15 protein-coding genes and 1 tRNA gene are annotated in these 13,332 nt (G+C 71.4%); 9 read left to right on the top strand and 7 right to left on the bottom strand.

Going from position 1 to position 13,332, the window contains the following annotated elements; genetic code table 11:
- The first annotated feature begins 1 nt into the window (after window position 1).
- Window positions 2-1,192, top strand: a complete 1,191-nt coding sequence (locus ACLJQE_RS42315) for an acyl-CoA dehydrogenase family protein (RefSeq protein WP_410645462.1) — start codon at window positions 2-4, stop codon at window positions 1,190-1,192.
- 4 nt (window positions 1,193-1,196) lie between these two features.
- Here the strand turns inward: ACLJQE_RS42315 and ACLJQE_RS42310 are convergent, their stop codons facing one another.
- Complete coding sequence (locus tag ACLJQE_RS42310; RefSeq protein WP_410645507.1) at window positions 1,197-2,408, bottom strand: LCP family protein; 1,212 nt, start codon at window positions 2,406-2,408, stop codon at window positions 1,197-1,199.
- Window positions 2,409-2,614: 206 nt separating this feature from the next.
- Window positions 2,615-3,358: an SDR family NAD(P)-dependent oxidoreductase gene (locus tag ACLJQE_RS42305; protein ID WP_410645461.1), complete on the bottom strand. Its 744-nt coding sequence runs from the start codon at window positions 3,356-3,358 to the stop codon at window positions 2,615-2,617.
- A 39-nt stretch (window positions 3,359-3,397) separates the two neighbouring features.
- Here ACLJQE_RS42305 and ACLJQE_RS42300 point away from each other — a divergent pair, with 39 nt between their 5' ends.
- Entirely contained in the window at window positions 3,398-4,435 is a 1,038-nt protein-coding gene (locus ACLJQE_RS42300; RefSeq protein ID WP_410645460.1) for an RNA polymerase subunit sigma-70, read from the top strand.
- 138 nt (window positions 4,436-4,573) lie between these two features.
- Here the strand turns inward: ACLJQE_RS42300 and ACLJQE_RS42295 are convergent, their stop codons facing one another.
- Window positions 4,574-4,837, bottom strand: a complete 264-nt coding sequence (locus tag ACLJQE_RS42295; RefSeq protein ID WP_043776205.1) for a WhiB family transcriptional regulator — start codon at window positions 4,835-4,837, stop codon at window positions 4,574-4,576.
- Window positions 4,838-5,381: 544 nt separating this feature from the next.
- On the opposite strand from ACLJQE_RS42295, the gene ACLJQE_RS42290 reads away from it, so the two are divergent.
- Together ACLJQE_RS42290 and shbA are read left to right on the top strand one after the other, a co-directional pair.
- A complete protein-coding gene (locus ACLJQE_RS42290; RefSeq protein ID WP_410645458.1) occupies window positions 5,382-5,870 on the top strand; it encodes an RNA polymerase sigma factor in 489 nt (162 codons plus the stop codon).
- Between the two features lie 5 nt (window positions 5,871-5,875).
- On the top strand, window positions 5,876-6,640 hold the full coding sequence (gene shbA, locus ACLJQE_RS42285; protein ID WP_410645456.1) for an RNA polymerase sigma factor ShbA: 765 nt from the start codon (window positions 5,876-5,878) through the stop codon (window positions 6,638-6,640).
- Here shbA and ACLJQE_RS42280 read toward each other — a convergent pair.
- Window positions 6,637-7,470: a LysR substrate-binding domain-containing protein gene (locus ACLJQE_RS42280; protein ID WP_410645455.1), complete on the bottom strand. Its 834-nt coding sequence runs from the start codon at window positions 7,468-7,470 to the stop codon at window positions 6,637-6,639. The two genes, shbA and ACLJQE_RS42280, sit on opposite strands and share 4 nt — an antisense overlap.
- A gap of 96 nt (window positions 7,471-7,566) precedes the next feature.
- Between ACLJQE_RS42280 and ACLJQE_RS42275 the strand changes: the two genes are divergently transcribed.
- Window positions 7,567-8,541: a bile acid:sodium symporter family protein gene (locus tag ACLJQE_RS42275; RefSeq protein ID WP_410645453.1), complete on the top strand. Its 975-nt coding sequence runs from the start codon at window positions 7,567-7,569 to the stop codon at window positions 8,539-8,541.
- 22 nt (window positions 8,542-8,563) lie between these two features.
- Here ACLJQE_RS42275 and ACLJQE_RS42270 read toward each other — a convergent pair whose 3' ends face one another.
- Complete coding sequence (locus ACLJQE_RS42270; protein WP_410645452.1) at window positions 8,564-9,559, bottom strand: teichoic acid biosynthesis protein C; 996 nt, start codon at window positions 9,557-9,559, stop codon at window positions 8,564-8,566.
- A 135-nt stretch (window positions 9,560-9,694) separates the two neighbouring features.
- On the opposite strand from ACLJQE_RS42270, the gene ACLJQE_RS42265 reads away from it, so the two are divergent.
- Complete coding sequence (locus ACLJQE_RS42265; RefSeq protein WP_410645451.1) at window positions 9,695-10,228, top strand: hypothetical protein; 534 nt, start codon at window positions 9,695-9,697, stop codon at window positions 10,226-10,228.
- 40 nt (window positions 10,229-10,268) lie between these two features.
- On the opposite strand, the gene ACLJQE_RS42260 is transcribed toward ACLJQE_RS42265, so the two are convergent.
- Window positions 10,269-10,538: a hypothetical protein gene (locus tag ACLJQE_RS42260; RefSeq protein ID WP_410645450.1), complete on the bottom strand. Its 270-nt coding sequence runs from the start codon at window positions 10,536-10,538 to the stop codon at window positions 10,269-10,271.
- Window positions 10,539-10,724: 186 nt separating this feature from the next.
- On the opposite strand from ACLJQE_RS42260, the gene ACLJQE_RS42255 reads away from it, so the two are divergent.
- The 3 genes from ACLJQE_RS42255 (at window position 10,725) to ACLJQE_RS42245 (ending at window position 11,401) form a co-directional block, all read left to right on the top strand.
- Window positions 10,725-10,798, top strand: a tRNA-Ile gene (locus ACLJQE_RS42255).
- A gap of 64 nt (window positions 10,799-10,862) precedes the next feature.
- A complete protein-coding gene (locus ACLJQE_RS42250) occupies window positions 10,863-11,279 on the top strand; it encodes a hypothetical protein (protein ID WP_410645449.1) in 417 nt (138 codons plus the stop codon).
- Window positions 11,276-11,401, top strand: a complete 126-nt coding sequence (locus tag ACLJQE_RS42245; protein WP_410645448.1) for a hypothetical protein — start codon at window positions 11,276-11,278, stop codon at window positions 11,399-11,401. Before ACLJQE_RS42250 ends, ACLJQE_RS42245 begins: the two co-directional genes overlap by 4 nt.
- On the opposite strand, the gene ACLJQE_RS42240 is transcribed toward ACLJQE_RS42245, so the two are convergent.
- A complete protein-coding gene (locus tag ACLJQE_RS42240; protein WP_410645447.1) occupies window positions 11,398-13,329 on the bottom strand; it encodes a multicopper oxidase family protein in 1,932 nt (643 codons plus the stop codon). The two genes, ACLJQE_RS42245 and ACLJQE_RS42240, sit on opposite strands and share 4 nt — an antisense overlap.
- Window positions 13,330-13,332 lie beyond the last annotated feature (3 nt).

The raw sequence follows: 13,332 nt of genomic DNA, 5'->3' as shown, positions 1-13,332 counted from the left end.
CATGGAACCGCTCAAGGACAAGCTGGCCGCCGACTTCTACGACTTCGAGGCGCTGCTGCCGGACGAGGAGCGCAAGCTGCTGGTCCAGGCCCGCGAGTTCATGACCAACGACGTCAAGCCGCTGGTGAACGACAACTGGGAGGCCGGCACCTTCCCGAAGGAACTCATCGGGATGTTCCGCGACAGCGGCCTCGCCGGCCTGCCCTACGAGGGCTACGGCGAGCACAAGCCCGCGGTCAGCAACCTGCTCACCGGCATGATGGCGATGGAGATGAGCCGCACGGACGCGTCCGTGGCGACGTTCTTCGGTGTCCACAACGGACTCGCGATGTACTCGATCCACAGCGGTGGCAGTCAGGAGCAGCGTGACCGCTGGCTGCCCGAAATGGCCGCGATGGACAAGATCGGCGCGTTCGCGATGACCGAACCGCTCGGCGGCTCCGACGTCGCGGGCGGCATGCGCACCACGGCCAAGAAAGACGGTGACGCCTGGATCCTCAACGGCGCCAAGAAGTGGATCGGCAACGCGACCTTCGCCGACTACGTCGTGGTGTGGGCGCGCGACGTCGACGACAACCACGTCAAGGGCTTCGTCGTCGAGAAGGGCATGCCCGGCTTCGTGCCGGAGAAGATCCAGGGCAAGACCGCGTTCCGGATCGTCGAGAACGCCGAGATCACGCTGACCGACGTCCGCGTGCCGGAGGCGAACCGCCTGCAGGGCATCAACTCCTTCCGGGACGTCGCCGAGATCCTGCGTGCCACCCGCGGCGGCGTCGCCTGGCAGGCACTGGGCGTGATGATCGGCGCCTACGAAGCCGCACTCGCCTACGCGAAGGAGCGTCAGCAGTTCGGCCGCCCGATCGCGCGGTTCCAGCTGGTGCAGGACCTGCTCGTGAAGAGCCTCGGCAACATCACCGCGTCCTGGGGCATGCTCGTGCAGCTCGCCCGCCTGCAGGACGCCGGGATCTTCAAGGACGAGCACTCGTCGCTGGCCAAGGCGTTCGTCACGTCGCGGATGCGCGAGGTCGTCGCCTGGAGCCGGGAGATCTTCGGCGGCAACGGGATCGTGCTGGGCTACGACGTCGCGCGGTTCTTCGCCGACGCCGAGGCGATCTACTCCTTCGAGGGCACGCGCGAGATGAACACGCTGATCGTCGGGAAGGCGATCACCGGGCAGTCCGCGTTCGTGTGATCGGCTAATTGACGCAGCCGGCGGCCGTACTGGCCGCCGGCTGTTTCGCGTCCGGAGTGCCCGCGGTCCCCGGCGCCTTCGTGCCGGTGGCGGCCACCGGCTTGACGCCGCCGCTCGTGTCGTCACCGGAGGCCTGCACCGCCGGCGTGCTGATCGCCGTGCGGACGAACTGCTGGACCTGCGCCGGGTCGACCTTGACCGCGTCGCCGTCGGACGGCGTCGGCAGCGACAGGCTCTGCACCGGGATGGTGGCGAAGGCGATCGCGCCCGAGGTCATCCCCCGCAGCTGCTGCGCGAAGCTCAAGATGTCCCAGCCCTTGTCCAGCACCACCGAGCCCTGCACCGCGCTGACCAGCGAACCCAGCTTCGACGGGTCGGTGAACGTCCCCGCGCTCAGCACCTTCTTCGCCATCCCGGACAGGAACGCCTGCTGCCGCGCGATCCGGTCGAGGTCGCTGGTCAAGCCGTGGCGCTGCCGGACGAAGGCGAGCGCCTGCGCGCCGGACAGCGTCTGCGGGCCGGCCGCGAAGTTCGCGCCGGAGTAGCGGTCCTGCACCGGCGCCTTGAGGCAGACCTCGACGCCGCCGACGGCCTGCGACAGTGCGTCGAAGCCGGCGAGGTTGATCGCCGCGTAGTGGTTGATGGTCAGCCCGGTGAACTTCTCCACGGTCTGGATCGCCGTCTTCGCGCCCGCCTCGTTCGCCGCCACCTCCAGCTGGGCGCCGGAGAGCCCTTGAGCCCGCAGACCGGACATCGCGGCGTTCTTCCCGCGGCTGTACGCCGAGTTGATCTTGTGCTTGCCGTACCCGCCCGCGATGTCCACATAGGAGTCACGCGGGATCGAGATCGCGGTGGCCGCCGCGCCGCCTGCCGGGATGTGGACCACGATGATCGTGTCGGTGGTGTCACCGCCGTCGTCACCGCCACCGGCGTGGAGGGCGTCGAGCACGTTCTGCGGCAGGGGGTTGCCGTACGTGTCGGTCCGCGCGTCGATCCCGACGAGCAGGAGGTTCTGGGCGACCTTCAGCGGTTCGCCGGGCGGGGTGTCGTCGTTGTCGACCTGCGCCGCCGGCGGGATGACGTCGGCGGTGACGATGCCGTCGTCGAGGGAACTCAGCTGCGTCCACAGGTAGCCGGTGGCGCCGAGCACCACCGTCGAGACGACGCCGAGCGCGACCCGGCCGCCGATCCGGCGCCCCCGCGACGACAACAGCACGACGTTCCCCTTGCTTCCCTGGTGGTTCCCCTCTTCGAGGATCACCGGGTTTGCTGGGAATCAGCTGAGAAAGTTGTCGGAAACCTGTGACGCTGCCCGATCGGCCGAGCGGAATCGGGCCTATCGGCCGGTTTTGCCACGCACCGTAGGGAGGTGCGCACAGCCGCGTGCTGTGGCACCGGCCACAGTGGCCCGGCGCTTTCGCGTCACCGCGGCAGTTTGCGCCAGATCGCGCGCGGCAGAAGGCGCATCGCGAAGAAGACCGGACGGAGCATTCCGGGCACCCAGACGACGCCGCGGCCGCGGCGCAGCGCCGCGACCGTCGCCTCGGCGACCTGGTCCGGCGTGCTGGAGAACGGCGCGGGCGTCATGCCTTCCGTCATCCGGCCGATCACGAAGCCGGGGCGGACGAGCAAAAGGTGGACGCCGGAGCCGTGCAGGGCGTCGGCGAGGCCGCTCGCGAAGCCGTCCAGTCCGGCTTTGGCCGAGCCGTAGACGTAGTTCGCCCGGCGCACGCGCACCCCGGCCACCGAGGAGAACACGACCAGGCGGCCGTGTCCCTGCGCGCGCAGCAGGTTCGCGGCGTGGGTCAGCACGCCGACCTGGGCGACGTAGTCGGTGTGCACGATGGCGGCGGCGTGCGCGGCGTCGCGCTCCGCGCGGGCCTGGTCGCCGAGGATGCCGAAGGCGAGCACGACGGTGTCGAGTGGCCCGTGCTCGGCGGCCACCTTCTCCAGGAACGGGCCGTGCGCGGCGAGGTCGTCGGCGTCGAACTCGGTCGTTTCCACCGTCTCGGCGCCGGCCTCGCGCAACGCGGCCACCTCGCCGGTCAGGTCAGCGCCCGGCCGCGCGGCCAGCACGAACCGCCGGACGTCGCCGCTGACCAGGCGTTTCGCCACGGCCAGGCCGATTTCACTGCGTCCGCCGAGTACCAGCACCGTTCCGCTCACCGCCACATCCTGTCAGCCCGGGTGCGCTAGCGTGCCGGGGTGGGCCACGCTCCGGACTTCGAGACGCTCGTCGAACGGCACCGGCGGGAAATCCAGGTGCACTGCTACCGGATGCTCGGTTCGCTCGCCGACGCCGAAGACCTCACGCAGGAGACGTTCCTGCGCGCGTGGAAGGGCCGGGACGGGTTCGAGGGCCGGGCGAGCGTGCGCACCTGGCTCTACCGGATCGCGACGAACGCGTGCCTCGACGTCCTCGCCCGTCGCCCGCGGCGCGTGCTGCCCGATCAGCTCGGCCCGGCCGGGGAGCCCGCCGGGCCGATCGCGGCCGCCGACCTGCCGTGGCTCGAGCCGTACCCGGACCGGCTGCTCGACGGCGCGGCTCCCGGCGGAACAGACGACACGGGTGCCGCCGTCATCGAACGGGAAACCATCGAGCTGGCCTACCTCGCCGCCGTCCAGTACCTGCCGCCGCGCCAGCGGGCGACGCTGATCCTGCGGGACGTGCTCGGCTGGCCGGCGAAGGAGACGGCGGCGTTGCTGGAAACGAGCGTGGCGTCGGCGAACAGCGCCCTCCAACGGGCGCGTGCGACGTTGCGTGAGCGGTTGCCCGCGCGGCGTGCAGAGTGGACGGTCGGCAACGCGACGGCCGAGGAAACGGCGCTGGTCAAGCGGTTCATCGCCGCGTACGAAGCCGCCGACCCGGGCGCGGTGGCCCGGCTGCTGCACGAAGACGCCCAGGCGATCATGCCGCCGTACACGCTGTGGTTCGGCAACCGCGCTTCGATCGTCCACGCGCTCTCGCTGTCGCTGGATCCGGCGTCACCGGACTGCGTGGGACGGTTCCGGATGCGGCCGGTGCACGCCAACCGCCAGCCCGCGGTGGCCGCCTACCTGCGGCGCCCGGAAGAGCACGATCATCGGTGGTTCGGGGTCACCCTCCTCACGATCGAGGACGGGCTGATCACGGCGATGGCCGCGTTCGAGTCGCTCACGGCGGCGGCGTGGGGCCTGCCGGAGACGTGGCCCGCCGGGCACGACGACCACGCGTCGACGGCGAAGATTCAAAGCGGCGCATAAGTATTACGCCAATAAAAGCCCGGGTGGGTGATTCACGAGGAATCACCCACCCGGGCGCGCGCACACGGCCGGAATCGATTTCTTCCGGATTCGGTGTGGTGCTCGGGTCCGCCGGGAAGAGGTCACCGGGCGGCGCGTTCAGGCTGCTCGGTGCCGCTCAGGCGCGGTGCGCACCAGCCGGCGGCGTTCGTCCGCGGTGATGCCGCCGAAGACGCCGTGGTCGAGGCCGTTGTCGAGCGCGTAGCCGAGGCATTCGGCGCGCACGGGGCAGCGCGCGCACACGGCCTTCGCCTGCGCCGTCTGCCGGGCGCCGGGACCGACCTCGGAGATCGGGAAGAACAGTTCCGGGTCCTCGTCCTTGCAGGCCGCGAGTTCCGCCCAGCCCGTCATCGTGGCTTCCATTTCCTTCGTTCACCTCCTCGCTCTACTCTTACTGCTTCCCATTGTTGGGGCGCGTCAACCGACTTGATCCCGGCGGGCGCGCGAGCGTATCCGCCTGGGTCAAGGGGGTTTTGGCTTCGGTCCCCGGCTCACCCTCCGGGCAACCAAGACTGCAACACATGAGAGTACGCCTTTCTTCCGGGGATCTCGATGTCGATCACGTCACCCGATCGGCGAAGCCCGGGCGCGGCAACCGCCCGCCAACCGGTACCGGGCCGGCCGTCACCGGTCCGCTTCTGCGTTGTCCAGTGGGGGTTTCCGGGTCGGCGGAGATCGAAACACGATGGCCGGGGGCCGCGCCTGCCGCGTGTCCGGAATCCGCCGTTCGCGGACCTGGAGGTCGTCGATCGCCGACCTCCCTCGATCATCTTCGCGGCCATCGTCACCAGCCGTCACCAAGGCAACGCGGTCCATTACTCCTACCGGGCAGTCTTGATCGAATCGTTACACGTAGCGGTCGCCTCAGTGCACCTGTCCTAGTGAGGGCGAGGGGTGGTGGGGATCCGTGTGCGGTCATGACGAGTTCGACGCGTTCTTCCGCGCCGACTTCCCGGCCCTCGTGGCGTTCCTCTGCAAGGCCGGGTTCGAGGTCGAGACGGCACGCGAAGTCGCCGCCGAGACGATGCTGCACGCGCTGGAGGCGTGGCCGACCACGGAGGATCCGCGGGCGTGGGTGCGCCGGGTCGCCGGGCGGCTGATCGACGCGCCGGGTGACGTGCGGGCGGACTGGCCCACGGCGGGCGACCCGCCGGAGGACGAGGAGCTCGCCGGCCTGGTCGAGCAGCACGCGGGGCTGATCGACCTGCTCGCCTCCCTGCCGGGGAAGCAGCGGATGGTCCTGGCGTGGTCGCTCGACGGGTTCACGCCGTCCCAGATCGCGGAGGCGCTCCGGATCGCCCCCGCGACCGTCCGGTCCACCCTCCGCCACGTGCGGGAACGCCTCAGGCGACTCCAGGCCGCTCGGCCCGGAGACGAGCGGGACAGGGAAAGGTGAGCGAAATGCCGGCAACCGAGTACGGGGATCGGGTGATCACCGAGCAGCTGCGGGAGTCCAACGCCGCCCTGTACGACTCGCTGCGCACCGGGCTCGACGTGGAGGGCACGCTGCTGCGCGTGCGCAGCCGGGCGCTCGTCCGGGAGATCGCCGCGACGCAGCCCGCCGAAGCGTTCCCGCCGCACTGGCGGCGCCACGACGAGCCGGTCGCCGCCGCGATCGCCGGGGACGACGCCGCCACCGCGCGCCTGCTCGCCACCATCCGGCCGCTGGTGGTGCGCTACTGCCGGGCCCGCGTCGGGCGGCAGGAGCGGTCGTTCGCTTCGGCGGACGACGTCGCCCAGGAGGTCTGCCTCGCCGTCCTCACCGCGCTGCCGTCCTACCACGACCAGGGCCGCCCGTTCCTCGCGTTCGTCTACGGCATCGCCCAGCACAAGGTGGCCGACGCGCACCGCGCCGCGGCCCGCAACCGCGCCGACCCGGTGCCCGAGGTGCCCGACGGGGTCAGCGACACGGCCGGCCCGGAACAGCGGGCCCTGCGCTTCGAGCTGAACGAGCGGCTGGCCCGGCTGCTGGACGTGCTGCCGCCGAAACAGCGGGAAATCGTCGTGCTGCGGATCGTGGTCGGCCTGTCGGCGGAGGAGACCGCCGCGGCGGTGGGCTCGACGCCCGGCGCGGTCCGCGTCGCCCAGCACCGCGCGCTGGGCCGCCTGCGCCGCCTGCTCACCGGGGAAACAGGGGTGACAGGGGTGACCGGCAGCGAACGCTAGCGCCGGACCCGCTCGAGGATGAACTCCGCCAACGCCGCCGCCGGGCCCTCCATCGACTCCCGGGCCAGCAGCATGAACTCGATTTCACCGGGTTCGGGCAGGCCGTCGAGCTCGGTCAGGTCGGCCGGGACGAGGCTGCGCGCGTGCAGGGTGACGCCCAGGCCGGCCGCCGCCGCGGCGCGGAGGCCGGTGAGGCTGGACGTCTGGCACGCCGCCCGCCACTCGAGGCCCGCGCGCTCGAGGACCTCCACCGCCAGCTGCCGCGTGATCGACGGCATCGGGTACTGCACCAGCGGCACCGGCCGGCCGGGTTCCAGCACGGTGGCGGCCGACCCGATCCAGACCAGCGGCTCCCGCCAGAGCAGCCGGCCGTGGTGCGCGCCCGGGCGGCGTTTGCCCAGCACCAGGTCCAGCTGCCCGGACCGCAGCCGCTGGGTCAGGACGTCCGACAGCTCGACGGTCAGCTCGACGTCCACCAGCGGGTGACTGCGGCGCAGCCGGTGCAGGATCTCCGGCAGCTCGCCGAGCGCGAAGTCCTCGGAGACACCGAAGCGCACGCGGCCGCGGAGTTCGGCGCCGCGGAAGTGCCGCTGCGCGCGCTCCTCGGTGTCGACGACGGTCTGGGCGAACCCGAGCATCGCCTGCCCGCGCGCGGTGAGTTCGACGGTGTGGGTGTCGCGGGCGAACAGCAGCCCGCCGGAGTCGCGCTCGAGCCGCCGGACGTGCTGGCTGACGGTCGGCTGGCCGACTCCCAGCCGCCGCGCGGCCGCGGTGAAGCTGCGCGCCTCGGCGACGGCGAGGAACGAACGGCACAGGCGGGGGTCCAGCACCGGGTCAGCTTATCGCGATCCGCGATGACAGTCAGTTCGGTCATCGGGGTTCACAATGAACGTGGGGGCGCCGAGAATTGCCGTGGAAGGAGATCCATGTCCCGGTTACGTCTCGACCCGTTCGTCCTCGCCATCCTCGCCACCGTCGGCGTCGCCACCCTCCTGCCCGCCTCGGGCGCGGTGGCCGGCGGCTTCGGGGTGGCCACCACGCTCGCCGTCAGCCTGCTGTTCTTCCTGTACGGCGCCCGGTTGTCGACGCAGGAAGCCCTCGACGGGCTGCGGCACTGGCGGCTGCACGCGGTGGTGCTCGCGGTGACGTTCGTCCTGTTCCCCCTGCTCGGCCTGGCGCTGTTCCTGCTGCCGGCGTCGGTGCTGCCCCCGCAGCTGGCGGCCGGGGTGCTGTTCCTGGCCGTGCTGCCCTCGACGGTGCAGTCGTCGATCGCGTTCACCTCCGTCGCCCGCGGCAACGTCGCCGCGGCGATCTGCGGCGCGTCGCTGTCCAACCTGGCCGGGATAGTGCTGACGCCGCTGCTGGTGGCCCTGCTGCTGGCCGGCGACGGCGCGGGCGTCGACGGTTCGGCCGTGCTCGGGATCGTGCTGCAGCTGCTGGCGCCGTTCGTGGCGGGCCAGCTGGCGCGCCGCTGGATCGGCGGCTGGATCAAGCGGCGTTCCGCGCCGCTGAAGCTGGTCGACCGCGGTTCGATCCTGCTGGTGGTCTACACGGCGTTCAGCGCGGGCATGACCGAAGACATCTGGCACCGGCTCGACCTCGGTCACCTGCTGGTGCTCGTCGTGGTGTGCTGCGTGCTGCTCGCGGCGGTGCTGGCCGCGACGGGCCGGGCCGCTCGCCTGCTGGGCTTCGCCCGCGCGGACCGGATCACCATCGTGTTCTGCGGGTCGAAGAAGAGCCTGGCCAGCGGCCTGCCGATGGCGACCGTGCTGTTCGGGCACGCGCAGGTGGGGCTGATCGTGCTGCCGCTGATGCTGTTCCACCAGATCCAGCTGATCGTCTGCGCCACGCTGGCACGGCGTTACGCCGCCGAGGCGGAGCGGGAGCTCGTGCCGGCCTGATTCCCGTGTGGACGGAGAGAAATCACCCCACCAGGACGTTCTTGTAGAAGAGGTTGGCGTAGCGGTTGGCGTTGTCCATGCTGCTGCGCGAACCGAACCCGAGGAACAGGCGCGTCTCGCCGTCGGCGGTGCGGTAGACCGCCAGGCCCTCGGGTTCGCGGAAGACGAGCGTCGAGCCCGCCCTGGTGATGTCGCGGGCCTGCACCGTTCCGGTGTTCATGTCGATGCGCGTCACGTACGAGTCGATGTCCGCCGGATCCGCGTGACCCGAGCCGTCCAATGTGTACAGGCTGCTGCCGAGGATCGTGTAGCCCTGGAAGACCACGCTCGTCGTGCTCAGGGCGGGCTGCGGGAAGTGCGCCAGCGGCTTCGAGAAGTCTCCGGCGGCCGCGCTCGCGAGCGGGTACACGCTGTACCACATCCGGCCGCCTTCGCTGCGGCGCACCGCTATCCGCTGGTACACCGGGTCGGTCGCGCAGGTGATCGTCTTGCTGCCGGTGAGGAACTTCTTCATCGACGGCGTCCCGCCGTTGACGAACTTGAAGCGCGCCAGCGCGGTGCCGCGGGCGTCGGTGGTCGTTCCGTCGGCGTCGCACTCCAGCCAGATGTAGGACGCGGTCCCGACCGGCTCCACGCCGATCGACACACCGTGCCCGGCGTGGGGCACGTGCATCGAGCCGAGCAGCTCGCCACCGAAACCGAGCTGGCTGATGCACAGGTCGTCGCCGGAGGTGCCGTTCTGCAGCTGGACGACGAAGAGGCGCCGGTTCACGTTGTCGAAGGCGAAACCCTGCATCACGTGGTGCGACTCGTGCAGCATCTTGCTGCGGAACAGGTCCGAGGACGGCTTGGTGATGTCGATGTGGGGCGACACCGGAATGCCGTCGCCCTCGGCCGCGGCGGTGCCGGTGAGCAGGACACCGGTCCCCAGCGCGGCGGCGGTCGCGGCTCCCGCGCGGAACAGCGAGCGCCGGGAAAGCGCTCTCGAAGTGAAGCACTGGACGGGGTTCTGCGGCACGGCTCGCCTCCTGGTTCGAACGTCGGGCGAGAGCGTCCACCGGCGGCGTACAGAGGCCGTACAAAGCGGGATCCCGGGTAACGGCGGAGACCGGTGCGGCGATGCCGGGTGCATCACCACTCAGGAAGGATCTTCATGGGGAACAAGACTCGTGCCGCGCTCGCCGCGCTGGCCGGCGCCGCGGCGGTCACCGCGGGCGCAATCGCCTTCGCGGACGCGTCGGCCGCCGCCGGCCCGTCACCGGCACCGCTCGTCCAGGCGGGGCTGGCGAGCTGCGTGACCGACGGCAGCGGCTACTGCACGGTCCCGCACCACCTCGGCCTGGTGCCGGAGGCGATCCTGGTCTCGGCGGTCACGCCGGCCGCGGCCAACAGCTACCTCCTCAGCACGGTGCAGGGTTCCTACACCCCGGCGACGTTCCGGGTGCGGGCGATGGTCAGCCAGGCCACGCCGAAAACGGCCGGTCAGATCTGGTTCAACTACGCGGCCTATGTCCCGGCGTCCGCGCAGGGCTCCCCGACGCCCACGCCGCCGCCCCACACCTCCGAGACGCCGACGTCACCGCCCTACACCTCGGTCGACCCGACGCTGCCCACCCACACATCGGTCGACCCCACGCCGCCGCCCCACACATCTCTGGAGCCCACTCCCGCCCCCAGCAGCCGCTGAGCGGAATCCGCGGTTTCGCCTCGCCCGCCAAGACTTTCCGTCACGGCGGGCGGGGCGAAGGCTTTTTTCCCAGCTCGTCCGCGAAAATGGCGTCGATGCGCGAATTCGCGCGGCGCAACGCCCGCAGGGCCATGCGGACCAGGTAACCGGAGGCGAACACGAGCAGCAGCGTCAGGCCGATGATCCCGGGGTTCGCCACGACGACCTCCCGGTACTCGTGCGCGAGGTAGCCCAGGCCCGCCCCCGCGGTGAACGCGTCCAGCAGTGCCAGCCGGGTCGCCCGGGAACGGGACGAGGTGGCAGGCCCCATCGCTTCCTCCCGCCGTTCCGGTCAGCGGTGACGCCCTTGCAACCTAGACGAGCCTGCGCCGGACGGCGGTCACTTCAACCTGTTTGGCCTACCGGATCTGCCCGGATGGCCGCTGTGATAACTTGAAGCGAACTGAGTGTTCTGTGCACATGCAAACCTCGGCTTGCTTGTGCACGCCGAGGCGAGGGGGCGGTAGCTCAGTTGGTTAGAGCAGGGGACTCATAATCCCTTGGCCGCGGGTTCGAGCCCCGCCCGCCCCACCTTTCGTCAGCCGGCGAAACGTCACCCGGCGCAGAGGCAGCGTCCCGCTGGTAGATCCGCGCGTTGCCCCGCGGAAAGCAGCACGAGGCCCAGCCCGGAACCGACGGCTTCGAAGGATTCCTCGGCCGTTTCGGCCTCGGCGACGACCCGCGCCGGTGCCGCACGCCGGTCGTTCCCCAGCCAGAATTCCCGGAGCGGTCCGGCAGCGCGATGAACGGCTCTTCGGCCAGCTCGCTCAACGGGACCGCTTCCCAGCAGGCGAGCCGGTGCCCGGACGGCAGGGCGACCCAGCGGTCTTCCGCGGCAACGACCTTCCGCGCGAGCCCGGCCGGGACCGGCAGCGCTGGGCCCGGCCGAGACGGTCCGGCCGGGCTCGACGACCTGCCCCGCCACCTCGCCGGGCTGCGGCGGGCCGCGGAGGAGGTCGGCCGCCCGGCCCGGCCCGAGATCAGGTACCAGCCCTCGATCCGGTGGAGGTGACCTCCCGCGACGCCGAGCGCTACGCCGCCCTCGGCGTCGACCGGCTCGTGGTTTACCCGCTGCCGCTGGAAGATCCGTCCGACGTCGCCCGCTTCCTGGAACGCCACGCCACGATCCGTTAGTGCCCGCCGTGGCCGGGCATGCCCGGGTGGTGGCCGGGGTGGGGGTGGAACCGGCTGACCTCCGGCGGGTGGACGACGAACGGGCGCATCATGCCGTCGTCCTCGTGGTCCAGGATGTGGCAGTGGTACATGAACTGGCCGGTCGCGCCCTCGAAGCGGCCGGCGACGCGGAGCCACTCCCCCGTCCACACGGCGAACGTGTCCTTCCAGCCCTCTTCGTGCTTCTGGATCGGGGGGCCGTCGGACGGCACGGGCAGGGGCCGGACCGTGCCGCCCGCCGCGATGTCGAACGCCGTCAGGTCGGCGAACTTCCGCCGCGTCAGCAACTGGAAGCGCGCCATGTGGATGTGCATCGGATGGGGCGCCCCGCCGAGCAGGAGCAGGTTCCACACCACCCACCGGCCGCGGTCGATGAAGATCGTCGTCGTGTCGTCGAAGAGGCTGGCCACCTTCCGGAACGTCCGCACGTGCCCCGTCGCCGGGTCGGTGAGCTGGATGACACCCTCCGCCGGGAAGTGCGCGGGCAGCTGCGCCGGCTCGGTGATCTCCGCCAGCTCCCACATCTCCGGGTGCGCCCGGCCCGCCACCCCCGCCGGAGTCGTCACCACGAACACCTCGTCGTGGTCCTCCGGCACGTTCACCCTCTCGGCGAGCCGGACGTAGGAAGCGGACAGCCGGGCCGGCGGCCGGAACGGTTCGGGGCGGCGGCGGCTCTCGACGCGGAACTCCATGATGTCCGGCTCGATCGAGGCACCCGTGTTGACCAGCCGCAGGCGCTGCCCCGGGAACCGGCTGAAGTCGATCAGCAGGTCGGCGCGTTCGGCCGGGGTCAGGGTCAGCCCACCCGGCGGCACCGCCGCCGGCGCGGGCAGCAGGCCGGCGTCCGTGCCGGCGATCCGGACCGCGTCGTTGTGCACGGTGCCCGCCTCGTCGACCAGGTCGAGGCGGAAGAACCGGCCGTTCGCCATGTTGAGCACCCGGAAGCGGTACCAGCGCGCGTCGACGTCCAGGTGCGGCCAGACGACGCCGTTGACGAGCGTGAACGGGCCGGTCACCGGCGCCGTCGTGCCGGATGCGGGCAGGTACTGGAACTTGAACAGCAGCCGGCCGGTGAGCGCGCCGGTCGCCGGGTCGGTGTCGAAGTTGCGGTCGGCGAGGATCAGCGGGATTTCGTGGTCACCGCCGGGAAGCCGCAGGCGGTCCTCTTCCTCGTCGCGGATCAGGTACAGCCCCGCGAGTCCGGAGTGGACGTTGAAGCGCGTCACGGCCATCGCGTGGTCGTGGTACCAGAGCGCGGTGGCGGCCTGGCGGTTCGGGTACTCGGTGAGCTGCGTGTCCCCCGGCGAAATCCCGTTGTGCGCCCAGCCGTCGTTGCCGGCGTTCGTCAGCGCGCCGTGCAGGTGCACGACGTTCCACGGCGGCAGCTCGGCCACGCCTTCGATCAGCTCCACCCCGGCGGGCAGGCTGCCGTCGGCGGCGCGGTAGCCGGGCCGGTTCGCCGGCGTCGGCACCGCGTACGGTGCCCGCACCGCCACGAGCGGGACCGTGCCGCGGAGCTCGTTGGCCCACGCGACCCGCAGCCGCTGGTCGGCGCGCACCTCGATGGTGGGGCCGGGGAAGTGGCCCTCGTACGTCCACAGTGCGGTCTCCGGCAGCTGTGAGTGCAGCCGCCTCCGCGCGGTGGTCATGGTGATCGTGAGCTCGCCCCGGTACCGCCGCGAATGCGCCTGGATCACCGGCGGGATCCGCAACGGGTCGAGGAACTTGGTGAGCCCGAAGGTCGGCGCGGCGGACGACGCCGGCGCGCCGGTCGCCGCCGACGCCGACGGCGGAGCACTCGGACCGAGCAGGTTCACCCCCGCCACGACGCCCGCGGAACCGAGCGCCGCGGCGGCGAGGAAGGTGCGCCGGTCGACGGAATCGTCCACTTT

The sequence above is a fragment of the Amycolatopsis sp. lyj-346 genome (assembly GCF_046548975.1).
Classification (GTDB): domain Bacteria; phylum Actinomycetota; class Actinomycetes; order Mycobacteriales; family Pseudonocardiaceae; genus Amycolatopsis.
This window is presented reverse-complemented; position numbering and strand designations above follow the sequence as displayed.